We start from the raw sequence: 26,255 nt of genomic DNA on the forward strand, positions 1-26,255 counted from the left end.
TACACCTCAATTCTCGCTGATCTTCGAACCCTTCATGGTAATGTCGCTGGAAGCCTTGATGCTGATCTTGCCCGACGCCTTAACCGAAATATCCTTGCCCTCGATGCCGATTGTGCCGTCTTTCTTCATCATGATCTTGGCCGAGCCGCACTGGATCAGGATTTCGTCGCCTGCGTCTATCACCAGCTTCTTGCCTACCTTGATCGAGCTATCCTGGCTAATGCTGATCCCACTATCCTTTGCGACGCTGAGCGAATGAGCACCGCCGACACTTGTGGCATCGTCGTCCGCGATGCTGGCGCTGCGCCCGGCGCCTACGCTGAAAGTCTGGCTGCTGCCGGTGGTGACGCTCTGATCGGCGGCGATGTTGACGGTTTGACCGGCGCCGATTGTCCAGCTGTCGGCCGCGCCGATGCTGTGGGACTGCGCGGCGCCTACAGTAACGGAGCGCGAGGCGCCAATGGTGTTGGTCTGCACCGCACCCACGGTTCGGGTTTCGGATGCTCCGACCGAATCGACCCGGGCCGCGCCAACGCTCACCGTCTGGACGATCGCGACGGTCTGGGTGTGATTGGCGCCGATTGTCTCGGTGGAGTTCGACCCGATATTGATCGTCTCGTTCGACCCCACCGTCAGCGAGCGATCGACGCCCACCGTCTCGGTGTCGTTGTTGCCGATATTGGTGGTCTGGTCGACGCCGACCTTGACCGTCTTGTTGTTGCCGACGTCCTCGTCGAGGTTGTGGCCGACGGAATGCTTGGCGTCGTGATCGATGCGATCCGACTGATCGTGCTGCACCAGCTTGGTGCGGTCATGCTTGATCAGAAGGTGGTGATCCTTCTGCGCCTGGAAATTGACCAGTTCGGAGCCGGCCTTGTCCTCGAACATCAGCTCGTTGTAGCCGCCGCCACCGAGCGAGGAGTTCGACTTCCAGCCGGATTGCGTGGCACTGGCCGGCAGCCCATAGGGCGGCATCTGCGAGGCATTGTAGACCCGGCCGGTGATAATCGGCAGGTCAGGGTCGCCTTCAATGAAGTCGACGATCACCTCCTGGCCGATGCGCGGTATCTGGATGAAGCCCCAGCCGCTGCCGGCCCAGGTCTGTGAGACCCGCACGAAACAGGAGCTGTTCTCGTCCTTCTTGCCCAGGCGATCCCAGTGGAACTGCACCTTCACCCGTGCGTATTTGTCGGTGAATATTTCCTGCCCGGTTGGGCCGACCACCGTTGCCGTCTGGGGCCCACGCATGATCGGTCGTGGTGTGATCCGCGGCGGACGATAGGGCAAGGCGGTCGGCGCCACGCCGAGGATCACCTTGAAGTTCTCGCTGTCGACGTCGGCATGGCTTCTGTATCCCGGATCGAACAGCCTGTATTCGGCACTGACCACCAGATACTCCTGGTTCTGGTCTTCGCGCGGAAAGCCATCCAACTTGAACGTGCAGCCCGAATACAGCCCGCGCACGGTACCGACCGCAGCTATGCGCTGGTGGACAGCCTGGATTTCCTCGCGCCGGATCGCGGCAAGGTTGTCGCCCCGGCCGACTTCGAGATGCGCGCCGGGCTGGCGGTAGTTCTCGCCTGCAGCCAACTTGTGACCGAAAGGCTGCGCCGACCTGGCCATAAGGTCGGCGCCCGGCTTCTTGAAATCATAATCGGTGTGGGCATAGGCGCCCGGGCGCACCGAACTGCCTGGGATCCATTCGGTGATGTATTCGACATCGCGCCGGGAGCCCTGCCCTTCAAAGTGATAGGGTACTTTCTCGTAGCCCGGCGCCGGCTTCAGCTTGCTCATCGCATCGGTCAGGACAAGCGTGTGTTTGCCCTCGTCATGCTCGAAAAAATACAGGATGCCTTCATGCTCGAGCAGCCGCTGTACGAAATCCAGATCGGTCTCGTCATATTGCACGCAGTATTCGCGCGGAGGGTAGGATCCCTGCAGACGCAGATCGAATTCCGCCGTGCTGTATTTCTTGAAAACGTCCTTGACGATGTCGACGACGCTCTTGTTCTGGAAAATACGGCAATCGGTGGTGTTGCCGAGAAACCAGAGCCATGGCCTGACGACCGCCTCGTAGTAGGCCAGTCGATCCTCGATGCGGGTCAAGCGAAACTCGGACACAAGGCCGCTGAACCAACGTTTCGGATCGGATTCACCTTCGACCGAAACGATGCCCCCCAGCATCTTCAGCGGATCGATATCGGGGCTGGGGCTGACGAACCCGACCGTATAGGCCAAACAACGGCTGATCTCATCGCGACCGACAAGATGCGTGAAGGTCAACAGCTCGGCACCAATCGGCGTCTGCACGATCGTGGCACGTTCGTTCGGCATGGGTCGTGCCCCTCCTGGACGCGGCCGCCAGCGTGGTGGATTTGAAGTTCCCGCTATATTAACTAAATCACGCTCGGGAGCTTTTCGGATGCGCCACACCGGATCATATTGAGCCTACCACATATTGTCCTGCTGACCAGAGAGGACACACAGTCACCGAACCTCGTCCTGTCAATGCATCAGCTCGAAACGCTGCTGTCCTGTCGCACCCGCAAACTGCTAGTATGGTGAGGTATCGGTCAGCGCTCGACGGCGATCCTGGATGTACATCAATCTGCAAATCAACAATATCGACGCCTTGCCCGCGGATGTCCCGACCGGCTACGCGGCGCGAGATCGCGGCTTCGAAATCGGACGCGAGGCTTGTGACTGGACCTTGCCGGACCCGGACAAGTTCATCTCCGGCCGGCACTGCGAGGTTCGATACGAGGCAGGCGCGTTCTGGTTGCACGATGTCTCGCGCAACGGAACCTACATCAACGGATCGAGCCAGCGCATGACCGTCCCGCATCGGTTGAGCCATGGCGACCGCGTCCTGATCGGCCGCTATGTCCTCTTCGTATCGATCGACGACGAGCGCGCCTCGACAGGTCATCCCAGCCACGGTTCGACACAACGAGAAATGCCGGCCGCGACAGGCCGACCGCTGGAATTCGCCGCCGAGCCGTTCTTCACTCCATCGGAGCAACAGTCCGAGCAGCGGGTTCCAGCTCGGGCGTTCTCGTCGCAACTGCCTCTCCCCTCTACCAGAGACGAGGTGCTGCGGGAAATCGCGATCGCGGCCGGCATCTCGCCGGAATTGCTTCAATCGCGCGACCTGCATGAAGTTGCCGCCGAAATCGGCGCGGTCCTGCGCACAGTGGTCGAGGAGCTGGCCATGCTTTTGAAAGCGCGCGCGGCCGCGAAAATGCTGGCCAAGAGCACACAACGAACGATGATCAGCGCCGCCGACAACAATCCCCTGAAGTTCGTTCCGGGAACCGACGACATCCTGGAAATCATGTTCGCCCGTCGCAGGGCCGGCTATCTTGATGCCAGGCGCAGCATCGAAGATGCATTCCGCGATCTCAAGACGCACGAATTCGCCACCTATGCCGCCATGCAAGCCGCGCTGTCGCGGCTGCTTGACGACCTGTCTCCCGAAGCGATCGGAAGGAAACTCCCGCCGACGTCGTTCTCGTCGAAGAAAAGTCAGGCCTGGGACGCTTTTGTTTCGACTTGGCGAACCATGGAGGAAGCCCACGAGAACGGCATGCTGGACATATTCCTGGCCTATTTCAGCGAAGCCTATGCCAAGGCAGACAAGCAAAAATAGACCGGTCCAAAGGGGATGCGGTGCTGAAGTCGACGAAGAAAACCTCTTCGGTGCGCGGCATCCGGTTCCAATCGAGAGTTTCTGCGATTACGATCACATACGACACTTCGCTAAGCGGGTAAGGCTGATCGACCTGGGGGTCTGCGGCAAATGTCATCTTTCGGCGGGATAGTAAGATATAGCCGACCTTCCTCCGGGCATTGCCAGGGTCGGCAGAGATTGCATTTCCTCCACCCGACGAGAAACCGTTTTGCGTCTGCGTCGCCCAGTAGCGGGCACACCGCCTGCACGGACGATCGGCCATGAGCTCGAAAGACGATCCTTTCGGCCCGGCGGGCAAGACCGTCATTCGCGCTCCTCCACGGCGCGAGCGAAAACCGGCGCCAGTCGCTCAGGAGCCCGTCGCGGATGGCGGGCAGACCTCGCAGATCAAGGATTCGACAGTGTTCGATCCCGGCGTCGGCCGGCATACACCGCCGGGCTGGACATCCGGGACCGTGATTTATCAAGGAGCTCCTTCCGTTGCTGTAGGAGGCGGCGCTTCCGCGGCGGCGCCGGCGTCAGCTCTGCGGCAGCAGACCCTGCTCAATGCCACGGACAGTGTCAGATATTCCGCGACAAACCCGATCCTTGCCGCGGCCGCACCGTTGCTGATGCTGTTGGGCCAACTCAGGCTTATCGCCGTCGAGAGACAGGCCGAGCCGTTGGCCGAACATGTCGCCGAGGCGATTGATAGGTTCGACAGGGCCCTGGAGAAATCAGGTGTTGCCGAAGAGGATGCGCGGATTGCGAAATATGTCCTCTGCGAAACCGCTGACGATCTGATCGGCAACCTGCCTTGGCCACGGAAAGACGCTTGGGCGCGGCACAGCATGCTGTCGCAGTTCTTTCACGTCGAGCCCAGCGGCACAGGCTTCTTCGAAGCGCTGAACAAGGTCCTGGCCAGTCCCGAGGCACATTACGATCTGCTCGAACTGATGCATGTCTGCCTGTCGCTGGGGTTCGAGGGCCAATATCGAGGCCTGACACGCGAAGATACCAATCTCGAACGTGTTCGGCGCGACGTCTACGAAACGCTTCGCTATTTCAGGGCACGCGCGGACGCGGACATCTCGCCCCGCTGGCAGGGCCTGGCGTCGACCATGATGCAGTCGTCGACACGCGTGCCGCTCTGGGTCGTTGCGGCAGCCGCGTCGGCGCTGCTGACTGCTGCATTCTTCGCACTTCGGGTCTTCATCACCAACGAAGGAGACGCCGCCGCCGGTGAATTGCTGGCGCTCAACCCATCGACGCCGATCGCCATCGAACGGGCCAGCGTGGCCCCATTGGCGGAGCCGGCGAAAGTCGTCCCACCCGCCGCCACAACCACGCAGATCGACCGCATCCGTTCGGCACTGGCCAAGGAAGTCGAAGGCGGCGGGCTGACCATCGGCACGAAGGGCGACTTCATCGTGGTCGAAATCAACAATCTCCTGCTGTTCCAGTCCGGCAGGGCCGAGGCGAAGCCGGAGTTCCAGCCCATTGCCGCCGATATCGCCGCGGCCCTGGAACCCGAGCGCGGACCAATCAGGATTGTCGGCCATACGGACAATGTGAAGCCGCGGAAATCGAGCCCGTTCAAGTCCAACTTCGATCTTTCCGTCGCCAGGGCGAAGGCTGTCGAAACAATGATGGCACCGAAGTTCAGCGATCCTTCGCGACTGACGGTCGACGGCAAGGGCGAGGACGAGCCAATCGCCGACAATGCGACGCCGGAAGGCCGCGCCAAGAACCGCCGTGTCGATGTGATGATCGCCAAGGAGGAAACATTGTGAGCACGGCTGGTTGGAAGCGCCGATGACGCGTTGGCTGCTGCGGATATTCAGCATGATCGCGCTGGCCGGCTTTGCGGCGGCAGTGTGGTTTGCCGGACCCTTGATCCGCTTCGCCGACACCCGTCCTCTTGGACCTGCCTGGCTGCGCGCGACTATCATCGGTGCGATCGTGGCAGCGCTCGCGCTTTTCTATGGCCTGCGTTTCTGGCAAGCAAGAAAAGCGCAAAAAGAGCTCGAAACCGTGGTCGTACACAATGACCACCGCGATGACGACTCTCGGGTGCTCGAAGCCCGCATGAATGAGGCCGTGGCGGCGCTCAAGCGGTCGAGCGGCAAGCGCAATTTCCTCTATGAGATCCCCTGGTACGTGGTCATAGGCCCGCCCGGCGCCGGCAAGACAACGGCGCTGGTCAATTCGGGTCTGAATTTTCCGCTGGCCGGTTCGGGTGATGCCCAGCCAGTTGCGGGCGTTGGCGGAACACGCTCCTGCGACTGGTGGTTTACCGACCAGGCCGTCCTGATCGACACCGCCGGACGCTACACAACGCAGGATTCCAATGCCGAGAGCGACAAGAAGAGCTGGCTCGCCTTCTTGTCGCTGCTCAAGAGAGCCCGCACACGGCAACCGATAAACGGCGTTATCCTGTCCATCAGCCTTGCCGATCTCATCAGCCTCGACGATCAGCAGCTTGACGCTCACGTCGTGGAGATACGCAGTCGTCTGCGGGAAATCTATGAGACGCTGAAAATCCAGTTTCCGGTGTATCTGCTGTTCACCAAGGCCGACCTGGTTTCCGGGTTCATGGATTACTTCGGCGGCTTCGACGAGTCACGCCGGCGCAAGGTCTGGGGCGCGACGTTCCAGACGACGGATCGCAACAAGAATATGGCCGCCGAGGCTCCGGCCGAATTCGATGCACTGGCAAGACGCCTGGCAGAGGAGATGCCTGACCGCCTTCAGGAAGAGGCCGATCCGGTCGCGCGCATATCCGTCTTTGGCTTTCCGGCGCAGTTTGGCGCGCTGAAGGAGCGAATTACGAATTTCATCGCCAGCTTGTTCGATCCGACCCGCAGCCAGGTGAATGTCAGCCTGCGTGGACTCTATTTTTCTTCAGGCACGCAAGAGGGAACGCCAATCGATCAGGTGTTAGGCGCGATCGGCCGCAATTTCGGCAGTAACCCCCGCGCCCATCTTTCCGGAACCGGCAAAAGCTTCTTCTTGCACGATCTGCTGACGGACGTCATTTTTGCCGAATCCGGATGGGTTTCGTATGACAAAATAGCCGTAAGACGTGCGGCGATCGCCAGATTCGCCGGCCTTGGCGCCATCGCGTTGATCGCGGCGGCCGCCCTCGGCACCCTGGCCCTGAGCTTCACAGCCAACAGGTCACTGATCGCTTCCACCACGCAGGCCATGAGCCAGTATCGCCAGACGGCGGACGCGCTGCTCAAAAGCACCGAGGTCACCGATGTCGACCTCGAAAACGTCATTGGTCCGCTCGACCAGTTGCGCAATCTACCGGCTGGATTCGAGACCAGTAACGTGCCGACACCGATCGAGGAGACGTTCGGCCTCAGCCAACGGGAGAGACTTCTTTCGGCGTCCAAGACCGCTTACCGGCAAGCGCTGGAACGAATGTTCCGATCGCGCCTGCTGATCCAGGCCGAGCGGACGATCCAGGCCAGGATGGCTGATCCCGCCGCGCTCTACGAGCCGTTGAAAATCTATCTGATGCTTGGCGGCAAGGCGCCGAAGGTCGACGACGCGTTGATCCTTTCCTGGATGAAGCAGGATTGGGAGCAGAACCGGTATCCAGGTGAAAACAACCGCGAAGGACGCGAGCAGCTCGAAAAGCACCTGCACGCCATGCTTGCGTTGGACGATGCCTATGATCCGGTTTTCGATCTCAACCAACCGCTCGTCGAAGCCGCTCAACGGTCGCTCGGGCGCATGAGCCTTGCCGACCGTGCCTCCGCTTTGGTCAAATCCGCGGTATACTCGGCAGCGCTGGATGATTTTTCTGTTTCCCTGAAAAGCGGCCCGGAAGCGCAGCTGCTGTTCGAGCGTGTCGATGGCGGCGATCTGTCAGGCCTTCGTGTTCCCGGCCTCTATACCCATGCCGGCTTCAACACCTTCTATCTCGGGCAACTCTCGCGCATTGCCCAGACGCTCGTCGACGACCAGTGGGTGCTCGGTGGCGGCGGCGAGCAAGGCGGTATCGATCAGGAGTTGCCCAAGCTCGGCCCCGAACTTCTCGATCGCTATGGGAAGGAGTTCGCCACGGCGTGGAACAGTGTTCTCGACGGCTTGAAGTTCAAAGCGATGCTGAAGGACAAGCCGCACTATATCGCGCTTTCCGCCGCCGCCTCGCCAACCTCGCCGATCGAACAGCTGTTTACGGCGATCGCCGACGAAACAGCTCTGGCGCGGGACGCTGCTTCAGGCAAGGGCTCAGGCACCGGGGTTGAAGGCGGCACGGGCCAGTCACAGGACGCCGCAAGCATGGCCAAGGGTCTGGCTCGCATCGGCATACAAATCGCCACCGGAAAATCGCAAAGCCGTGCCGGCACAGGATCCGTAAGCGCGCAAAACCAGAATCCCGGGGCCAACATCGAAGCGCAATTCAGGTCGTTCCAGGCGCTGGTGAGCGGTCCTGCCGGACACCGCCCGATCGATGCCTTGACCCAGAATTTTCGCGATATCTACCAGAGCCTGCAAATGGCGGCCGACGTGCCTTCCCAGACTGAACGCGTCAACGCAAACCTGCAGCTCCAGATCGCCACCCTTCGCGCCAATGTCTCGCGACTGCCCAAGCAACTCGGCCGGATGGTCAATGCGACGGCGGACGAGTTTGAAGGCAACGTCACCGAGACCTCGGTGGCAAATTTGAACCAGATGCTCGACCAGACGGTCACACAGCCCTGCGAGGCGGCAGTCAACGGCCGTTATCCTTTCGCCGGCAATGGTACCGAGGACATCGCGATGGCGGATTTCGCGAAATTGTTCGCTCCGGGCGGGCTGATGGACCGGTTCTTCGCACAGAACCTCGCATCGCTGATCGACATGACCGGTCAGGACTGGAGCTGGAAACAGGACGCGCGCTTCGGGCGCGACCTGTCGAAGTCGACGCTGAAAGACTTCCAGTTGGCGGCCGAAATCCGCAACGCCTTTTTTCCCCAGGGCGGCTCGGTGCCCTCGGTCAGCGTGACCTTCACGCCGTTCTCCCTGCATGGCGATGCCGATGCGGCGGTGCTCGATGTCGACGGCCAGACCGTCCAGAGCAACCAGGCGAGCAACGCGCCAAGCACCGTGAGTTGGCCGAGCGGCACGGCCTTCGGCTCCGCCAGCCTGAGCCTGACGCCGGAAATGCCAGGCCGCGAATCCGCCATCAAGTTCGAAGGGCCGTGGGCGCTGAAGCGGCTGCTGGACAAGGCGACCGTCACCAGCAACGGCAGCAACGTCGAAGCGCGCTTCGTGATCGGCGGGCGCGACGTCACCTATACGATCCAGACTGGTTCAGGCCCCGGCCCCTTCTTCCTTTCCGCACTTTCCGGATTCAACTGTCCGAAGGCGTTTTGAGATGGACTTCGAGCTTTTCAATGCGGTGACACCTTGCATGAGCCTCCGGCGCCCGGACCTTAATTTAGATACTCTAATGTTCGAGCCTGTGGCAAAGTGGCTTGAGCGGGCGCCTGGCGGTGTGCCGCAGAGGGCGCTTGAGAAGCGCTTGGTGGCAAATTGAACGATGTCGCCCTTCCCTTCGAGAGCTTCGGCGTGAGCCATAAAGGCTGTGTCCGCGAACTCAATGAGGACAGCTATCTGCTCGAGCCACGAACCGGCCTCTGGGTGGTGGCCGACGGAATGGGCGGGCATGATGCCGGAGAGGTCGCCTCGGCCAGCATCGTCGACCATCTGGCCACGATCGGCATCGCAAGCTCCGCACCGGATCTGCGGGCGCGCTTCGAGGACAGGCTGAGCCGAGCCAATGCCGAGATCCGCGGCATATCGGAATCTCGCGGCATAACCATCGGTTCCACGGTCGCCGCCCTATTGGCGATGGACGGACGGTTTGCCTGCCTGTGGGCGGGCGACAGCCGGATTTATCTGATCCGCAACGCCTCGATCTCGCAGATTTCGAAAGACCACACCGAAGTGCAGGAACTCCTCGATCGAGGCATGATCAGTGCAGCCGAGGCGCTCACCTGGCCACGCCGCAATGTCATCACGCATGCGGTCGGCGTCAGCGACGAATTCGTCATCGATTTCCAACAAGGCGAACTGATGCCGGGGGACATTTTTGTGTTGAGCACCGATGGGCTGACGGCGCATGTCACCGACGCGGAGATCGAGGCCGCAGTCGTATCGGCGACACCTCAGGCGGCGTGCGAAAATCTGCTGGAAACGGTGCTGATGCGGGGCGGAACAGACAATGTCACCATCGTGCTGGTGAAGATCCGAAATGGGCGCAACGGACAATCGCTCCACCCTGATCTGTCCGGAGCGGAGGGCCGAGGCTGATGAGCGCCGACGACAAGACGCGAATATCGCCGCAGGTGGCCAATACCGCCGTAGGCACGCAACTCAGCGGCATCTACGAACTTGATGAGCGGATCGCGTTCGGCGGCATGGGCGAGGTCTACCGTGGCCACAACATTCAGACCGGAGACCACGTCGCGATCAAGATCGTCCTGCCCGAGTTTGCCCGTGACCAGACGATCCTGTCCTTGTTTCGCAAGGAGGCCTCGATCCTCAACCACCTGTCGCATGATGCGGTCGTGCGATACCACGTCTTCACCATAGATCCCGGGATCGGCCGTCCCTACCTTGCCATGGAGTTCGTCGACGGCGAGTCGCTGTACGACATCATGCGACGTGGCCCGATGCCGACGGAAGAGGTGCGCAAGCTCTGCCATCGCCTCGCATCCGGCCTGAGCGCCGTGCATCAAGCGGGAGCAATCCATCGCGACCTCTCGCCGGACAATATCATCCTGCCAGGGGGCCGGGTCGACCGCGCAAAGATCATCGATTTCGGCATCGCGCGATCAGCGACCGTAGGCGGGGAGACGCTGATCGGTGGAAAGTTTGCGGGAAAGTACAACTACGTTTCGCCCGAACAGCTCGGGCTGTACAGCGGCGACGTCAGTGAACAGTCCGACATCTACAGCCTTGGGCTTGTGCTGGCCGCCGCTCTGCGCGGGAAACCGATCGACATGAGCGGATCGCAGTTCGAGATCATCGAAAAGCGCCGTGCCGTGCCCGATCTCTCCGACATCGACGACGATATTCGGGGCATTGTTGAAGCCATGCTGCAACCGGATCCGCGAGACCGGCCGGTCAGCATGGCTGATATCGCCAGGATGACGCGTGGCGAAGACGAAGGAACAACGCCGCCGACGTCCATCACACCCCGCAACCGGCCGGCTTTGCCACCGGCCGGGTATACCCTTGCTCCTGATCCCAAGGGCCAGCCCCAGCCATCCAATGTCGCGGGACACAACTCGCCGACGGCAACCGGTCCGGGCGAGCAGCGCTTCGTCCCGCATGTCCGGCCCGCGCATTTGTCCGAACCGCAGCCTTCGCCGGTCGCCGGCCCTCCGCGCGCGGTCACGGCGGATGTGGCTGGAAGACCCACAAAGACCCGAACCATCGCGATCGCTGCCTTGGCGACGCTGGCCGTCGCCTCAGGCACGGGCCTGTATCTGAGCGGCTTCATGACGCCGGCGACGCCGACTGCCGGCAAGACATCGCTTTCCGCGCCCGAACCATCAAAGCCTGCACCGGAAACGTCAAAGCCGACTTCGACGGACAAAGTCGCGAACGCGCCCGAACCGGCAAAGCCAGTTCCGCCCGCGCAGCCTCAGCCCAGCGTACCGCCGGCTGAAAACCATCCAGATGGCGCGGCAACTCAAAAGCCGCAGCCGGCCAAGCCCGCCGAACTCCCTTCGCAGACCGAGGAATCCGCGAAGCCGCCGGCAATGGAAGCGCAACCGCAAACAGAGGCGAGCGCCCCGCCGGCTGGAAGCCAGGCAGATGCCAAGGCAGTGCAAACGCCGGAGCCGGCGAAGCCCGCTGTCCCCGCGCAAACCGAGGAACCCCCGAAGTCATCGGCAACGGACGCGCAGCAGCCGACCGAAAAGACCCCGCCGGCCCAGCCAGAGGTTGTGGAGAGCCCAAAGCCCGAACCCGAACCACAGCCCAGCCAGCCGGCAGCGCCCAAGGTGGCCGCGCCGGCGCCCAAACCCACCGCAAGCCAGAGAGATGTCGCGAACGCCGAGAGCCAAAAGACCGTACCACCGGCAGCCAAACAGCCGGACCAACCTGTCGTCGCATTGAACGTACCCAAACCGGCGGTTCCCCCGGTCGTCGACGACATCGCGCAACGAGTCGCCTGGGTTCGCGACTTCGGCGGCGGCGACTGTTTCTATGCGACCATGAATTCATCAACCGACACGGCCGCCGCGATCGAAGGATTTGGAACGGCGGTCCAGCCATTCGAACGGATGCTGGGCGATTTCCAGGCAAAATTCCATGTCGAGCCCGACATCAGCGTCCGCCTCATTGAGCCGAGCCAATGCGAAGTCACCAATTTTCTGCGCTTTCTGGGGCAGACCGCGGCCGACAAGCCGCAGCTTGTTCTCGACCGGACATCGGTGCCGAACGGTACGCCGATCCGCGGCACGCTGGTGACGCGTGGCGGGCTCATTTCCAGCGTGCTGCTGATCGATCATAAGGGCATGGTGTTCAATCTCGACGACCGCATCGTCGCACAATCGGACAAGGCTACCTTCAGCATTCCGATTGGGCTCGGAGCCGCCGACAAGGCTGCCGGAAAGGCTGTGCCGCAGATCATAATGGTGATCACGGGCCCGCAGGATATTCAGGCGGCTGCGTTCTCCACGCCCACGCCAGCCTCGGTGCTGCTCCCCAAGATTCTCGAAGAAATCGAGATCGACGGATCTCAGTTCTCAGCCACTGCCAAGTATTTCCGGCTCGGCGGATAGCATGGGCGCGCCCGATGGAACGCTGCCCGTGTTTGCCTCACTCGTCCGCCGACCTGCCCATAAAGCAGCGTGATCCGGTTCGAGCCCTGCTTGCGCTGACGGGCCGCATGAAGCTTGCGGTCATCTCGGGCGCGGCGCTGCTGGCCGTGCTGTCATCGGGCGAAGCGCGAGCCGAGTTCACGGTCTGCAATCAGACACTCGACGTCGTCAATCTCGCGGTGGGCCAGAAGATCGACAATGCGGACCAGACCGACGGCTGGTGGACGATCGGCGCAAATCAATGCGTGAACGTCATCCGCGAGGAACTGACGAACCGCTATATCTACATCTATGCCACGGACGTGTTTGGCCATGCGATCCTCACCGGATCGACCGAAATGTGTATCGAGCGACGACGTTTCTCGATCCGCGGCATCGACGAATGCTGGCAGCGCGGCCATATCGCGGCGCAATTTCTCGAAGTCGATACGCTCGAACAGGTGCGGTGGACGTTCTTCCTGACCGGAAGCAGCCAGTGACGCACAGTATAGACATGAGCTTCAGGCAGAAAAAGCAGGCGCGCCTTGCGCTTCGCAGACGCAAGCTCTGGCGCCGGCTGCTTGCCGGTCTTGCCGCGATTGTCATGCTGTCGATCGCCGTGGGCTTCTACCTCACCGCGGACTATTGGTCGTTCGGCGACGAAGACGAAGAACTCCACGCGGTCGAAGGGGTGGACGACGTGCCGGCCGATGCATCGGTCTATGTGCCTGCCATCATCGACCTTGCCGGGGATCCGATGTGGATTACCCTTGCCCCCGATGCCGACACCTCGTCGAAGGGCCATTCGATCGCAAGGCCGTCGGATCTCGATCAGGCCGGGGTTTCTCCGCAGATCGAAATCCTGTCGGATGTGATGCTCAGCGCCAGCGAAAAATTCATGACGACGATACCGTCGACGCAGGAGGATTTCGCATTCTTCCAGGCGCAACGGCAGACAGCCCCGCCGCCGTCCAACGATCTGCAGGACGATCTTCAGCCACCGGCGGGGGACCTGCAGAACGATCTTCAGCCCTCGCCTGCTCCCAACGAGGCTCCGGCGGCTGCGGGACAGCAGGTGGGCACCGATGATCCCGAAGCCGGCTGGGGTGAAACAATCGATGCAGGCGAGGCAGCCCTGCCCGCATTCCAGAAGACGCAGATCGAAAACAACACGAGTGTCGCAACCGTCACGAATGAGTATCAGCGGTTCGCGGCGACCGAAGACACGTTCGTGAAAATCCTCAACGACCGCAGCCTGGACAGCGTTGCGCTCGATGCTCATTTCTCCGCCGAGGACGCCAAGCTGGCGGGCGAAGCTCTAAAGGCGCTTTTCAACCGGGAAGGCCTGGAACCGGGTTATGTCGTCGCCATGCGCGGTTTCAGGCCGACGCGCGAGACGACAACAATGTCGCTCATGCAGGTGTCGATCTACGCCAAGAACGTCTTTGTCGGCACGCTGACGCGCAACGCCGCGGGCGCATTCGTATCGGGTGTCGATCCCTGGGTCCGCGAAGATCTGTTCAACTATTCGGGCGCACCGGAGGAAGGCACGCACAAGCGGCAGTATCGCCTGCTCGACGCGATCTATTCAACGGCGGCGCGCAACAAAGTTCCGACCAGCGTGATCGGCGAAGCGATCATGTACCTGTCGAGAGGACAGGATCTGGACGCCTTCGCCAGCGAGGACCAGCGCCTTGTCCTGATCTATTCGCAAACGCCGCGCGGCAAGGGCGACACGGACGGGCGCGTGTTGTATGTCGGTGTGCAGGGTAGTGAAAAGAGCCTCGAATGCTTCGTCTTCCAGCAAAGCGACGGTCAGTTTGCATGCGTCACCGGCGATGATCAGGTTCGCTCGCTGACGGTCACCAACGGCATGGTCACGCCGGTCAACGGGGTCATGACGTCCACCTTCGGTCCACGCAAGCACCCAATTCTGGGCGTGGTTCGCATCCACAAGGGCGTCGATTGGGCGGCCCCCGTGGGTACGCCGATCGCAGCAGCCTTCGACGGCGAGATCACCTTCCAGGGCGACGGCGGCGGTTACGGCAACCTGGTGAAAATTGCTGATGCCAATGGAAGCGAGACGCGCTACGCGCATATGCAGAAATTCGCAATTGCAAGCGGTGTCGGCACAAAGGTGAAGGCCGGCGACATCATTGGCTATATCGGCACCACCGGCCTGTCTACCGGACCGCATCTGCATTTCGAACTCTATCAGAATGGCGAGGCGATCGATCCGCTGGGCACGGTGACCGCCGCGGTGGCAACGAATGATCCTGCTGTCGAGACGCTGACCGACCGTATCGTTCATGTCGAAAGTGGTGGCAGCGCTCGCGCCAAGAACCCAAATTCTTCAGCAACCGGCGCAGGCCAGTTCATAACGAAGACCTGGATCCGGATGATGAACACCTACCGCCCTGAGCTAGCACGAACGCTGTCGACCGCCGATCTGCTCGCTCTGCGCTACGACGCCACGATCTCGCGCGAGATGGTGCGAAATCTGGCGCGGGAAGGCGAAGCCTATCTTCGGGCACGCGGCCATCAAATCACAGCCGGCCGGCTCTATCTCTGCCATTTCCTGGGCATGGAAGGCGCGCATCAGGTGCTGTCCGCGTCGAGTTCGGCGCAACTGAGCGCCGTGCTCGGGTCCGCCGTCATTCAAGCCAATCCCTTTCTCACGGGCAAGACGGCTGGCTATGTCGTGGATTGGGCAGAAAGGAAAATGGGTCAGAAGGTTGCTCGGGTGGCGACCGACGCCGGCCAGCAGACAACCAGCACGACGGAAATCCGCCAGACATCGCCGGAGTTCGAAAAATACAAGCAAGCCGTCACGGCCGTCATAAGCTCGATTCAGAATACGCTTTGAACCTGCCCTTGTGGTTTATGAGCTGCCATCGGACCATTGGTGCCCCCCCTGCAAAGTGTTATTATATGCGACTTTTTTCGGGCCCTTTGTGAACCAAGACTGTGGTCGAGATCACATACGTCCAAGAGCCATTTTTGGCATAAGCGACCGTGTCGCTGACGAAATTTAGCATGCGCAGACATCAACAGTGCGCCCTGATGGGCGGAGGGCTGGTCCATGAAAGCGTTCACCGTATTTCTGAGCGGATTTCTCCTTTTTATCCTTGCCGCGTTCAGCACTGGGGCAGCCGCGCCCCTCGCCAAGCGCGTCGCACTGGTCATCGGCAACAGCAAATATGTTCATGCTGTCGCCTTGCCCAACCCCGCCAACGACGCGCACCTTATCGCATCCACGCTGCGCAATGCCGGCTTCGAGGTGATCGAGGGGATGGATCAGGACAATGCCGGCATGCACAGCCTCATCAGCCGGTTCACAGAGCAATCCTACGACGCCGACCTCGCCGTCATCTTTTATGCCGGGCACGGCATGCAGGTCGATGGCAAGAATTTTCTGATACCGGTCGATGCCGAGCTGACGTCGCCGGCCTATCTCAAGACCCGCACCATTCAGGTCGACGACTTCCTGGCGGCGCTGCCGCCCGATCCGGCGGTCGGCGTCATCATCCTCGATGCCTGCCGCGACAATCCACTGGCCAGGACGCTGGCCGCCTCGCTGCCGAAGTCGCGCTCGTTGGGCTCCGGTCTGGCGCCGATCGAAGCAAAATCGGAAGGCGTAGGCACAGGCGGCATCCTGATCGCCTATGCAACCGATCCGGGCGCCATCGCTTTCGACGGCAACGGCGTCAACAGCCCGTACTCCACGGCGCTCGCCAGGCACCTGACCGAACCCGGCATTGAGATCCAAAGCGCGCTGACGCGCGTGCGCGGCGAAGTGACCGAGACGACACAAGGTCGCCAGAGGCCCTGGCACAACGCGTCGCTGGGGCGCGAGGTCTTCATGGGACCCGTTGCGATCGCCGCGCCTGCGGCAAAGCCTGCCGATGCCGCCGCGGCCACCGCTCCGGCTCCAGTTGCTGGTGACGCGCCTTCCTGGGAAGTCGAGCAGCGGCTCTGGGACGAAGCATCCAAACGCAACTCGGTGCCGTTCTACGAGGCTTATCTCGAGCAGTTCCCAAACGGCCGCTTCGCCACAGTGGCGCGGCTGAACATTGATGAATTGAACGACCCGAAAGCCCAAAACCGGCAGGTCGCGGCACTCGATACGGACCAGGCGAACGCCAGTTCCGGCTCCGCGGTGCGCACCTCGGTCGGCGTCCCGGACCAGGTCAAGCAGACACCGGGCACCGAATTGACCGAAAGTGCCATTGGCCTCGACCGCCAGGGTCGCATCGACCTACAATTGCGCATCGAAGCGTTGGGCAACGAGCTTGGCCGCGTCGACGGAAACATCGGCCCACAGACCCGTCAGGCGATCGGCATCTGGCAAGCGAAGAACGGCCTGCCGCAGACCACCTATCTGACACGCGAGCAACTTGCATTCCTCGTGATCCAGACAGATCCGATGATGGAAGCCGTGCGCGCCAGATATGCTGCCGATCAGGCCCGTGCGACGCAGCCGAAAAAGCAAGTGGTAGAGAAGGTCCGCACGCAGAGACCGGTGGCGCAGAAACCCCGCAAACAAAAACAGGTCGTTCAGAAGCGGCGCAACCGGGAGACCGTGGTGCGGCGGGATGATGATCTTCCGCCGCCCCGGGACAATAACGACTTCCTCACCAAGGCGCTGATCTTCGGCACCGGTGTGGCAGTAGGCGGCGTGCTCAAGAACTGACCGCCGGCGTTCCTGGAGCAATAGCACGCAGCAGCGCGCTATTGCGTCTTTACCCGCATTTCGACCCGGCGGTTGACGGGATCGTAAGGGTTGGGGCTGCGCGGGTTCTTTTCGCCCATGCCGATCGCGTTGATGCGCGCAGGCTCGACACCGCTGGCCGTCAGGAAGGCTGCCACCGATTGCGCCCGCCGTTGCGACAGGCCTTCGTTGTAGTGCACCGTGCCGGTGGCGTCGGTGAAACCTTCGACGACGAAGTTGAACGTGCTCAGCCGGCTGTCCTTCAGCGCCTTGGCGAACTCGCCGAGTTCAGCGCGCGCGGTGGTGTCGAGTTCGGCCGAATCCAACCCGAAATTGATCAGCATATCGAGGCTGGATTTTTCGCCCGGCGCGTCTTTCGCCTTGCTCTTGCTTTTGCACTCCTCCTCGGTCCCGACACAAATTCCTCGCGACTTGCCGAGATCGGCCGCGCCGGTAAAAAACTTCACGATGTCTTCTGATTTCTGAACAGGGTCGGCGGAAGCGTGGGTCGAGAAAAACACGACCGCCAACACAAAGGCTGAACTGCCCCACTGCATAGCGGTTACTCCTGCTTGAGCATCCGATTTCGATGAATGCGATCATACCAAACTCCGGGGCAATTGTCTGTCGATAAACACCAGGGGATACGGTGGCGCCGGCAGTTGTTGCAGCGTCACCGGTTGAGACTTGACCCGCGCCGCGCCTGGGGCTTGAGTGGTTAAGGCTCCTCGATGAAAGCGTGGCGGTCATGGCCAATGGGCTTCGATTCAAGACGGCACGGGATCTCTTCATGGCTTGTCCCGCTATTGCCTGGGACATGAGCACCCCTCCAACCGAACAGCAGTCGATCGAGTTTTGCCGCGACCTCCTCGCCGGGCGCGTTCCCGAGGAGGCGATCACGTTCTGTGCCTACCTGCTTCCCGATCGGGCCGCGGTCTGGTGGGCGCATGAATGCCTGAGCCATCTGAGCGAGCTGCTCGATGGGACGGATCACGAGTTGCTCGCCTATGTTCGCGACTGGGTCGGTGAACCGGACAGCCCTCACCATCGCGCCGCGGTGGGCCAGGCGGAGGCACCGCCGCCGACAACGCCGGGCGCCTGGATTGCCCTGGCGGCGGGATGGCGTGGCAATGGTTCTGTTGCTGGCGGATCTGTTGCCGGCACGGAAGCACGATCGGCCTTGCAGCCGTATCCTGCCGCCCATGCAGTCAATGCCGGGATTCTGGCCGGGCTGGCGCGCGTCGCACTCGCGGACCGCTTTGCCGTTCTTTCCGCGTTTGTCGAAATGGGCATCCAGATGGCCGAGATCGAGGCGCCGCGCCAATCGGCGGATACTTACTAGAGCATCCACCCCGACAGAAACCGTGCGTATGCCATTATCGTCCTGCCTTACTTGCAGCCACCTTGAGCCCATTTGGCTAGCGCCACCTTGAAGCGGGTTCCAAGCGGATGTTGCAGGCGCAAAACAGAGACATCGTTGGCCGCGAAATTTTTCGCCTGTTCGCACAGCCGTGCCTCATCCCATTCATGGCAGCCGTCGCAGTGCTTGCCCTCCCACACCGACTTGTCCAATCCCTCCACAGGGCTGAACAGGGGCTTGCCCTTGATCAGCTGGGCGATGCTCTTGCCGTCGATTGCCGGATCGCCAAAATCGATCGGATGGTTGAAAAAGATCGGGGCGTCCGATTCCAGCCTAGGGATCTTCTGGCGCAGCACATCGAGCGCAAGCTGATCGTCACTTTGGCCCGATGCGCTTGCAACCCCGGTGTTGCGCGCGTCTGAACCGCCTTCGATCTGAGGTGCGCTGGTCTCGCCCACGATCAATGGTGCGTTGAGATCGACCTTGTGCAGAACGACCTCCGTGGTCAGCGAAACGTTGATCCAGGGACGCTGCTTGCCGGCGGTTGCCTTGAAGACGTCGCTGGTGACCTTGTTCATGGCCTCGGTGATGGAGACGTTGGATTCGCCGATACGCGTGAGGAGCGCCGAGGTGAAAGGCGAATGTTCGCCCGACCCGTCATAGGCGAGTTGATTGGGACTGGCGGCAAAAGCGACGAGCGTGCCGGCGCCACCATTCTCTATCGGGATCTCGGCAAGGCCGCTGCCTGCGCCGTTGACACCCGCGGTCTTGGCCAACACCTCGGCGAGTGGATTGTCGCGGCAAGCGTCGAGAAACACCAGCCTGATGCTGGTCTCGCGCGACATCTGGCGCAAAACGAAATCAACCGACACGGCCTCGAAGTCGAGGGAGGTCTCGTCCTCAAGCGCCGCGTCGACCGGAAGCAGATAGTTCTTGCCCGAAACCTGCAAGCCGTGGCCGGCGTAGAAGAACAGCGCGATGTCGGCACCGCGCACCTGTTTTGCGAACTGGGCGATCGTCGCCTGCGTCTGCGGCTTGGTCAGGTCGAAGCCGGAAACCACCTCGAAGTCGAGCTTCTTCAAGCGTTCGGCCATGGCTCGGGCGTCGCGCACCGGATTGGCGAGCGGCGCCGCGTGCTGGTACTGGGAGTTGCCGAGAACCAGCGCGACGCGGCGCTCGGCACTGGCGGCCGTCAACGTCAAAAGCAAGGCGAGCACCGCAAACCCAGCAGCGCGAAAGAGGCCACCGCAACGGGCAATCAGATCGCACCCCACCGGAACCTCAGAGCTTGGTGGCGGAAAACTCGATCCGCCGGTTGAGCGCCTTGTTCTTGGGCGTATCGTTGGCGGCAACCGGCCGCTCCTCGCCATAGCCGGCGGCACTGATCTGGTTGCGCGGAATACCCGCGGCAATCAGCGCGTCGGCAACCGCCTGGGCCCGCCGCTCCGACAGCTGCTTGTTCGCCTCCGGCGATCCATCGGAATCGGTATAGCCGGAGACCTCGACCTTCAGGCTTGGGCATTTACCGACGACACCTTCGACCTCCGTCAGCAACGGGCGGCTCTTCGCATCGAGCCGCGCGCTGGCCGGCCGGAAGTAGATGGCGCCGGTGCGTGAGAGCACGGCAAACCTGTTCAGGCATTCCTCATCGCTGAAGTTCGCCTTGGCGGCGTCGGTGGCGACAGGCCCTACATCGGCGGAACTCGCCGCGGCGGTTTGGGTGGCGGCTGGCTTGCTGCCGTCGGCGGTGAAGACGAAATCGAACGACACCGAGGCGGTGGGCACGATGTTGGTCACATTGGCCGCCTGCTGGAGTTTGTCGACGTTCGGCAGCAAGCCAAAATCCTCCACATGGACAGCGACCGGAGCCTCCGAAGCGACCGACACCATGGTGTCGCTGATCATGGTGACGACGATGCTGGCCTCGAGGTCCTTGTCGACGCCGTGCAGATTGAGACGGAAAGGCAGCGTCGACTTCACCCTGCGCTTTGTCGCGAGATCGGCGAATGCGGCGGGGTCCACCTTGGCCGTCAGCTCGGCCGTCGGGTACTTGAATGTCTCAAAGAACAGGAAGCGCATGCGGACATTGCGCAGGTCGACGCCGGTATCGACCGAATTGAGGTCGAAGGTGACCTTGGCATCACCCGCCGAGCTGAGCGTGCCGGTGATGTTCCTGATCTTGTTTGTCTCGACGATCGTGTTCTTCTTCACCGACTGATAGGTGATCACCGAAGCTGTGGGATCAAGCGTCCAGTTCGGCGCGGCGTTGGCGGCTTGCGATCCGAGCAGCAGCAAGCCGGAAAGCGCGACGATCAGGCCTAGAGCCCTTGCAGCAGCGCCCTTCGACGTTGTCTTCCACCAGAATGCGACGACTTCGTACATGGAACGCCCCTGCCCAGCACAACCGTATCGACACGACACCTGGCGGGAGCATAGAGCACTTGCGACTGGTTGGCGAGCAGTTACAGCCGGGTTTCCGGTCAAGGTCCGAGCTGCGGAGTTGGCGTGCCAAATGGTGGCAGGCGGCCACGGCGAGCGGTGCCGCGAAACCCTGAGCTGCTGTTAGCGCTATCCCCAACCGCCGCCGCCACCACCTGCGCCGCCATTGCCGCCGCCCAAAGGTGGAACGACGACAGGTGCGATTTCCTCGGTCGGTTCGACGAGTTTCTTGGCGATGACCTTCTTCTGCTTGGTGATCCTTGGCGTGGTCGTCGTGCGAACGAGCTTCGGCCTGTGCTTTGTCGTCGTCACCGTGGCTTCGGCCTTGGGTGCAACGGACATGCAGCCCGTTAGTGCCGCCAGAGCGCCGGATAGAACTGTGGCGATCAATGCCTGCTTCACTGCCCTGCCCACGATCGCCTCCTCCTGATCAAAACAAGTCCCGACGCGGATTGGCTTGCTCCCAGACCGCTTTGGCCGCGTCGACCAGTTGGTCGTCAAGCGAGCCCTTCGCCGGGATCTTCGACTTGAGTTCGCCGCGCATTTGCTTGAGCGCCGCCGTTTTCGTCTTCACTGCGAATTTCGTCAGCGTTGTCTGGGCACCCTGCAATTCCTTGCGAAGATCAAGCGCGACCGCGAAGGCCAGATAGCGCACCGCTATCGCCTGGTCGGCCTTGTCGCCCTTCTGCATTTCGAGTGCTGCGCGATCATAGGCGCCGGACTGATCGCCGCGTGCCGTGGCCAGCTCGAACAGTCTTTGCGCTTCGTCGAGGTTTTGCTCGACACCAACGCCGTCCCGATACATGCGTGCAAGGCTGGCCGGAGCATAGGGCTGGCCCAGATCCATAGCCTTCTGGAAAAGCCCTTGCGCCTGCCCGGGATTCTTCTTGACGCCCACACCGGCCAGGTAGTTACGGCCGAGCAGGTTCATCGAATACATGTCCTGCCGCTCCACGCCTGCCTTCAAAAAGGCAACGGCGCGGGCCGGATCGGCGGGCACGCCGTTGCGGCCTTCCGTGAAGATCGCGGCGAGATCGTTCATGGCATAAGTATGTCCCATCGCCGCCCCCTTGAGCAGCAGGTCCAGGCCCTTGCCGGTGTCGCGTTCGACCCCGTAACCATTGAATAAGGCACGGCCCCATGACGTCATCCCGTAGGGATCGCCCTTGTCGGATGCCGCCGCGTAAAAGGCGTTGGCTTGCTTGCGGTCGACGGGCGTTCCCGTTCCCGTCGCGTTGAGGTAGCCGAGTTCGAACACGGCGCGGACGTGGCCCCTGTCGGCCGCCTCCTGAATGGCTTTCTTCGCCTGATCGACCTTGCCGGCGGCCAGCAACGCTCGGCCCAGTTCGTAGCGGAAGCGGGCGACATCGGGATAGGCCTTCACCGCTGCCTCGCAGGCCTTCACGGCCTCAGCGCCGATTTCATTGGGCAGCAGGCCGGGAACCACGCCTTGCAGATCGAGAGGTTCGCCAGCAGCCTGGTCGCAAGGATCGACGCTTGGCGACAGTTTCATCGTGGCGGGCTTGGACGAACTGCTGTCCGCACGGATTTCGAAGCCGACCTCGACCGGCGCGGCGACTCCGATCTGGGGTTCGTAGCGCAGCCGGTCGACCTCGCCGGCCATCAGGCTCGATTCCGGCGACAGGGTTCGATCCGGCAACGAGAGGGTTCCCGTCGCCGGATATCCCGAGACCTTCAGGCTGACCGCGGGATCGTAAGTCGGGAAATCCAGGTTCAGCGCAACCGGTCCCACCCCAATGGGAACACGGATGTCGCGGTTTTCGATCGCCTCGGCTGCGCCGGTGATGTGAATACCGCGCTCCAGGACCTGTTGCTTCTGCTCGGCCTCGAGCGAAGCCATGATCTGTTCGCCATGGGCGCCTTCGCCGCTCTTGACACGAAACACCAGGATGCCCTGGGTTTGGCCGCCCCAATTGTCATGCGTGGCGTAGGCCAGCATATCCACCTCGTCCTGCGCGGCGATCCCCTTGGGCACATCCATCTGCAAACGCGGCAGGTCCTTGCCCTGGATCGGTTCGCCAATCTCGACAGGCTTCCCGTCCAGCATCAGGTGCCCGAGAGCAGGCGCTCTCTCGATGCTCACGGTGATCGTTCCGCCGTCGACATCCACCGGTTCCGGCAGGCCGAGATCGACTGGGCCCACTCCCGACAATACGACCTTCTCCAGCACCGGCGGCAGCGAGGGGCGGTTGCTGCGGCGCATCAGCACGACTTCGTCGATCAGCGACGAGTTCTCCCAGGGAACCTGCAGGCCGTTTGTTGCCTCCACCACATCCCGGCGCACCGCCGCCATGACCGTGCGGATCTCCTGGTTCGGGGCCAGCGCGCGACGGGAAAACGCCGCCGAAAACGGGCTGAGGTCGCCGTTGCCGTCATAGGCCGCCGCCCCAGGCTCGGTCGCAAAGGCAATGAGGGTGTTCAGCGAGCTTCTGACCTGCGCGAGCCCGGCATTGCCGGCGGTGATAAGCTGGTCTCTCAGCCAGTAATTCTTGCGCGGGAACGGATTGTTGCGGCAGGCATCGAGGACGATCACCTGGATCTTCGATTTCGAACGCATCTGTTCCAGCACATCGTTGAGCTTGATGGCCTGGACCTCGATGTCCGCCGCCTGCTTCAACGAGGCATCGACCGGAATCAGGAAATTTTCGCCGCCGATCTGGAAACCGTGACCGGAATAGTAGACGACGGCCAGGTCGGCACCGTCGATGGCGGAAAGATAGTTGCGGAACTGCTCTTCGAACTGCAGCTTGGTGAGATTGCTTGCAACGAAGACCTCGAACCCAGCCAGTCGAAACGTTTTGGAGACGTCCTCCGCATCCTTGACCGGGTTCTTCAGTGCCGGGAATTGCCGGTAGTCGGAATTGCCGATCACCAAGGCGACCCTTCGATCGGCCGACGCATCGAAGCTCGTAAAAGCCGCTACGAGGAACACTGCGATCAATCCGCAAAGTCGGAACATGGCAACTGCCTTAACCGTCACTACCTGACAACCACAAGCACAGCTTGCGGTATCAAGGTCTGTTAAAGAGTTCACAATCTGCCGAGACAGGAACAGAGTGAAAGCCGTCGCGACAGCGGGCACTTTCTCATCCGATCGAGGTCTAAATTACCCCAGAGCCGAACCATCCGCAATGAGAGTCATACTGTACCGGCGCAGCTGTCCGGATCCGACGCACCCGCCAGGCTTCAATCCGCCGACGGGTGCGCTGAATACACCTGTCTTCACCATGGAAATGCCCGACTTCGAGGTCTGGCGGAGAGGCGACAGGCGTGAGCGAGGGGCCCGCGGACAAGTCTGGAATGCCTCGAGCTTTTTGGCGCGCGTCTGCCTCGGTCAATCCGGAATCCTTGGTATTTTGAACGCCGCACAGCCCTGCCGTCGACGCACCTACTGCTTCACCGAGGTGGAGGTGCCCCAGGTATCCGACAGCACATAGCCTTGCGGGTATGGATCGGTTGGATCGAGATAGTAGCTATGCTCGCCTGTGATCCAGGCCCGGCCGGTAATCTCCGGAACGATTGCCTTGCGATCGCCGATTTCCGTCAGCTCCACGATCCTGCCGGTGAAGCGCGAGCCGATGATCGATTCATGGATCAACACGTCGCCCACTTCCATCAAGCCGCGTGCTTTTAACACAGCCATGCGAGCCGATGTGCCGGTTCCGGTAGGGCTGCGGTCCGAGCGGCCCGGCGAGACGATGCAGGTGTTGCGGGTGACGTTGCCGGGGCCCTGGAATGGCATGGCGAACTGCACGATCGAAACGCCGCGCACATGGTCGAATTCCGGATGGACGACATCGAGCTGTTCGCGCGCCGCCCGGCGGACCTTCTCGCCGACCACGGCCAGTTCGCGAGCCTCGTCGGGAACGACCGAAAAGCCGAGCGCCTTGGCGTCGACGATCGCATAGAACATGCCGCCATAGGCGATATCGACCGTAAGCGTGCCGAGCCCTTCGACGTCTATATTGGCATCCAGGCGATCGACAAACGCGGGCGCGTTGCGGAAGGTGATCGACAGGCATCTGCCGTCGCGGCATTCGGCGCGCACCTCGATGACGCCACCCGGCATGTCGAGCTTGAAGCGTGTCTCGGGCTCCTGCATCGGCACCATGCCGGTCTCGAGCAGCACGGTGGCAACGCAGATCGTGTTGGAACCGGACATCGGAGGATATTCCGTCGGCTCCATGATGATGGCGCCGGCGACGCAATCCTCGCGCGTCGATGGAACCAGCAGATTGACGTGCCGCGCAACGCTGCCGCGTGGCTCGCAGATCAGCATCCGCCTAATATGATCGTGATCACGTTCCATCGTGATCATCTTTTCCATCATCGTGTGGCCCGCCGGCGGCAGGACGCCGCCGACGATGACATCACCGACTTCACCTTCGGCATGACAGCCGACGACACGAATAGAGGCTTTCGTACGCATTGTTGTTCCTTGTCGATTGCAAGCTTTCGCGGCAAAACGAGCAGCGAAAATCCGAAATTCAGGCCCAGATGTCGCCCACGGTGAAACCTTCTGGGAAAGGACCATCGTTGTCCAACACGATCGTATTCAGCCCAAAGATCCAACTGGTCCCCGAGAGGGTGGGAACAACGGCGGGCCTGTCTCCGATATGCGCCGCTCCGATGAGGCGGCCTGTATATATGGTGCCAACGATTCCCTGATGGCGGAAATCCTGATTGAGCGGCAATTCGCCTTTTGCATGCAGGACGGCCATCTTGGAGTAGGTGCCAGTGCCGCAGGGGCAACGATTGATCGACCCGGTCCAGGTGGCCGGATCGTCCAGGAGAACGTACCCGAGGACATGGTCACCACTTTTTCCAATCGGCGTTCGGATCCTCCGTTGGCCCGGAAAGCTGCAAGACCGCGATGCCGACGCCGGGATACTCGGGATGGGCGACTGGCAATTGCTCGATCGCCGCCTCCCTGATCATCGACGAAATGCGCGTAATCTCCCTGCCGTGTCCCAGTATCAGTTCAAGCCCTCGAAACTGCCGAACGTCGGCGATGACATAGAGCGGCACCTGACACGCTGCCCTTCTGGCAGGCCGCGCGCGAAGGCCGCTTCCTGATCAAGCATTGCAGCAGTTGCGGCCGGGCGCACTGGTACCCACCCGTTCTGCTTTTCCGCCGAGACCGAATGGTGGGATCGGTTTTTCCGGCCACCCCTCTCTTTTGACAAGCGGCAGCGCTCAAAATCACATTAGCTTTGATCGATCCCGCTGTTGCCGTACAGT

19 protein-coding genes are annotated in these 26,255 nt (G+C 61.6%); 10 read left to right on the forward strand and 9 right to left on the reverse strand.

Annotated elements, in window-relative coordinates:
* Window positions 1-6: 6 nt before the first annotated feature.
* Window positions 7-2,334, reverse strand: a complete 2,328-nt coding sequence (locus ASD99_RS14450; protein WP_057144039.1) for a type VI secretion system Vgr family protein — start codon at window positions 2,332-2,334, stop codon at window positions 7-9.
* A 262-nt stretch (window positions 2,335-2,596) separates the two neighbouring features.
* Between ASD99_RS14450 and tagH the strand changes: the two genes are divergently transcribed.
* The 8 genes from tagH to ASD99_RS14490 all read left to right on the forward strand — a co-directional run bounded on the left by tagH (window position 2,597) and on the right by ASD99_RS14490 (window position 17,176).
* Window positions 2,597-3,649, forward strand: coding sequence for a type VI secretion system-associated FHA domain protein TagH (gene tagH / locus ASD99_RS14455; RefSeq protein WP_057144040.1), 1,053 nt, complete (start codon window positions 2,597-2,599; stop codon window positions 3,647-3,649).
* A 302-nt stretch (window positions 3,650-3,951) separates the two neighbouring features.
* On the forward strand, window positions 3,952-5,463 hold the full coding sequence (tssL, locus tag ASD99_RS14460; RefSeq protein WP_057144041.1) for a type VI secretion system protein TssL, long form: 1,512 nt from the start codon (window positions 3,952-3,954) through the stop codon (window positions 5,461-5,463).
* 22 nt (window positions 5,464-5,485) lie between these two features.
* Entirely contained in the window at window positions 5,486-9,043 is a 3,558-nt protein-coding gene (tssM, locus tag ASD99_RS14465) for a type VI secretion system membrane subunit TssM (RefSeq protein ID WP_057144122.1), read from the forward strand.
* A gap of 159 nt (window positions 9,044-9,202) precedes the next feature.
* Window positions 9,203-9,982: a PP2C family protein-serine/threonine phosphatase gene (locus ASD99_RS14470; RefSeq protein WP_057144042.1), complete on the forward strand. Its 780-nt coding sequence runs from the start codon at window positions 9,203-9,205 to the stop codon at window positions 9,980-9,982.
* Complete coding sequence (locus ASD99_RS14475; protein ID WP_057144043.1) at window positions 9,982-12,465, forward strand: serine/threonine-protein kinase; 2,484 nt, start codon at window positions 9,982-9,984, stop codon at window positions 12,463-12,465. The genes ASD99_RS14470 and ASD99_RS14475 overlap by 1 nt, the downstream gene beginning before the upstream one ends.
* A 107-nt stretch (window positions 12,466-12,572) precedes the next feature.
* Window positions 12,573-12,983 (forward strand): DUF1036 domain-containing protein, encoded by a 411-nt coding sequence (locus tag ASD99_RS14480; RefSeq protein WP_162256701.1) that lies wholly within the window; start codon window positions 12,573-12,575, stop codon window positions 12,981-12,983.
* Entirely contained in the window at window positions 12,980-15,349 is a 2,370-nt protein-coding gene (locus ASD99_RS14485) for a M23 family metallopeptidase (protein WP_057144044.1), read from the forward strand. Before ASD99_RS14480 ends, ASD99_RS14485 begins: the two co-directional genes overlap by 4 nt.
* Window positions 15,350-15,565: 216 nt before the next feature.
* The gene (locus ASD99_RS14490) at window positions 15,566-17,176 is read left to right on the forward strand and encodes a caspase family protein (RefSeq protein ID WP_057144045.1); all 1,611 of its coding nucleotides are present in this window, start codon (window positions 15,566-15,568) and stop codon (window positions 17,174-17,176) included.
* A gap of 38 nt (window positions 17,177-17,214) precedes the next feature.
* Here the strand turns inward: ASD99_RS14490 and ASD99_RS14495 are convergent, their stop codons facing one another.
* Complete coding sequence (locus ASD99_RS14495; RefSeq protein WP_056581813.1) at window positions 17,215-17,751, reverse strand: OmpA family protein; 537 nt, start codon at window positions 17,749-17,751, stop codon at window positions 17,215-17,217.
* Window positions 17,752-17,942: 191 nt separating this feature from the next.
* On the opposite strand from ASD99_RS14495, the gene ASD99_RS14500 reads away from it, so the two are divergent.
* Window positions 17,943-18,536 (forward strand): DUF6931 family protein, encoded by a 594-nt coding sequence (locus tag ASD99_RS14500; RefSeq protein WP_200950999.1) that lies wholly within the window; start codon window positions 17,943-17,945, stop codon window positions 18,534-18,536.
* 47 nt (window positions 18,537-18,583) lie between these two features.
* Here the strand turns inward: ASD99_RS14500 and ASD99_RS14505 are convergent, their stop codons facing one another.
* From ASD99_RS14505 to ASD99_RS34680, 7 genes are all read right to left on the reverse strand, one after another.
* The gene (locus tag ASD99_RS14505) at window positions 18,584-19,771 is read right to left on the reverse strand and encodes a caspase family protein (protein WP_413813932.1); all 1,188 of its coding nucleotides are present in this window, start codon (window positions 19,769-19,771) and stop codon (window positions 18,584-18,586) included.
* Between the two features lie 64 nt (window positions 19,772-19,835).
* Window positions 19,836-20,936 (reverse strand): OmpA family protein, encoded by a 1,101-nt coding sequence (locus ASD99_RS14510; RefSeq protein WP_056581815.1) that lies wholly within the window; start codon window positions 20,934-20,936, stop codon window positions 19,836-19,838.
* Between the two features lie 186 nt (window positions 20,937-21,122).
* On the reverse strand, window positions 21,123-21,407 hold the full coding sequence (locus ASD99_RS14515; protein WP_244497740.1) for a hypothetical protein: 285 nt from the start codon (window positions 21,405-21,407) through the stop codon (window positions 21,123-21,125).
* Window positions 21,408-21,423: 16 nt separating this feature from the next.
* On the reverse strand, window positions 21,424-23,973 hold the full coding sequence (locus tag ASD99_RS14520; protein WP_057144047.1) for a caspase family protein: 2,550 nt from the start codon (window positions 23,971-23,973) through the stop codon (window positions 21,424-21,426).
* A 429-nt stretch (window positions 23,974-24,402) separates the two neighbouring features.
* On the reverse strand, window positions 24,403-25,443 hold the full coding sequence (locus tag ASD99_RS14525; RefSeq protein ID WP_056581817.1) for a proline racemase family protein: 1,041 nt from the start codon (window positions 25,441-25,443) through the stop codon (window positions 24,403-24,405).
* Window positions 25,444-25,501: 58 nt separating this feature from the next.
* The gene (locus ASD99_RS34675; RefSeq protein ID WP_244497742.1) at window positions 25,502-25,735 is read right to left on the reverse strand and encodes a proline racemase family protein; all 234 of its coding nucleotides are present in this window, start codon (window positions 25,733-25,735) and stop codon (window positions 25,502-25,504) included.
* Between the two features lie 91 nt (window positions 25,736-25,826).
* Window positions 25,827-26,042: a hypothetical protein gene (locus tag ASD99_RS34680; RefSeq protein WP_244497743.1), complete on the reverse strand. Its 216-nt coding sequence runs from the start codon at window positions 26,040-26,042 to the stop codon at window positions 25,827-25,829.
* A 47-nt stretch (window positions 26,043-26,089) separates the two neighbouring features.
* Here ASD99_RS34680 and ASD99_RS34685 point away from each other — a divergent pair, with 47 nt between their 5' ends.
* A complete protein-coding gene (locus tag ASD99_RS34685; RefSeq protein WP_244497756.1) occupies window positions 26,090-26,197 on the forward strand; it encodes a hypothetical protein in 108 nt (35 codons plus the stop codon).
* The last annotated feature ends 58 nt before the right edge of the window (window positions 26,198-26,255 follow it).

This window comes from Mesorhizobium sp. Root695 (genome assembly GCF_001428185.1).
Classification (GTDB): domain Bacteria; phylum Pseudomonadota; class Alphaproteobacteria; order Rhizobiales; family Rhizobiaceae; genus Mesorhizobium.

Bases quoted from the DNA above. Each gene is read 5' to 3' on its own strand.
- ASD99_RS14450 (WP_057144039.1), bottom strand. From the start codon at position 2,334: ATGCCGAACGAACGTGCCACGATCGTGCAGACGCCGATTGGTGCCGAG.
- tagH (WP_057144040.1), top strand. From the start codon at position 2,597: ATGTACATCAATCTGCAAATCAACAATATCGACGCCTTGCCCGCGGAT.
- tssL (WP_057144041.1), top strand. From the start codon at position 3,952: ATGAGCTCGAAAGACGATCCTTTCGGCCCGGCGGGCAAGACCGTCATT.
- tssM (WP_057144122.1), top strand. From the start codon at position 5,486: ATGACGCGTTGGCTGCTGCGGATATTCAGCATGATCGCGCTGGCCGGC.
- ASD99_RS14475 (WP_057144043.1), top strand. From the start codon at position 9,982: ATGAGCGCCGACGACAAGACGCGAATATCGCCGCAGGTGGCCAATACC.
- ASD99_RS14480 (WP_162256701.1), top strand. From the start codon at position 12,573: ATGAAGCTTGCGGTCATCTCGGGCGCGGCGCTGCTGGCCGTGCTGTCA.
- ASD99_RS14490 (WP_057144045.1), top strand. From the start codon at position 15,566: ATGAAAGCGTTCACCGTATTTCTGAGCGGATTTCTCCTTTTTATCCTT.
- ASD99_RS14495 (WP_056581813.1), bottom strand. From the start codon at position 17,751: ATGCAGTGGGGCAGTTCAGCCTTTGTGTTGGCGGTCGTGTTTTTCTCG.
- ASD99_RS14500 (WP_200950999.1), top strand. From the start codon at position 17,943: ATGGCCAATGGGCTTCGATTCAAGACGGCACGGGATCTCTTCATGGCT.
- ASD99_RS14510 (WP_056581815.1), bottom strand. From the start codon at position 20,936: ATGTACGAAGTCGTCGCATTCTGGTGGAAGACAACGTCGAAGGGCGCT.
- ASD99_RS14520 (WP_057144047.1), bottom strand. From the start codon at position 23,973: ATGTTCCGACTTTGCGGATTGATCGCAGTGTTCCTCGTAGCGGCTTTT.
- ASD99_RS14525 (WP_056581817.1), bottom strand. From the start codon at position 25,443: ATGCGTACGAAAGCCTCTATTCGTGTCGTCGGCTGTCATGCCGAAGGT.
- ASD99_RS34675 (WP_244497742.1), bottom strand. From the start codon at position 25,735: ATGGCCGTCCTGCATGCAAAAGGCGAATTGCCGCTCAATCAGGATTTC.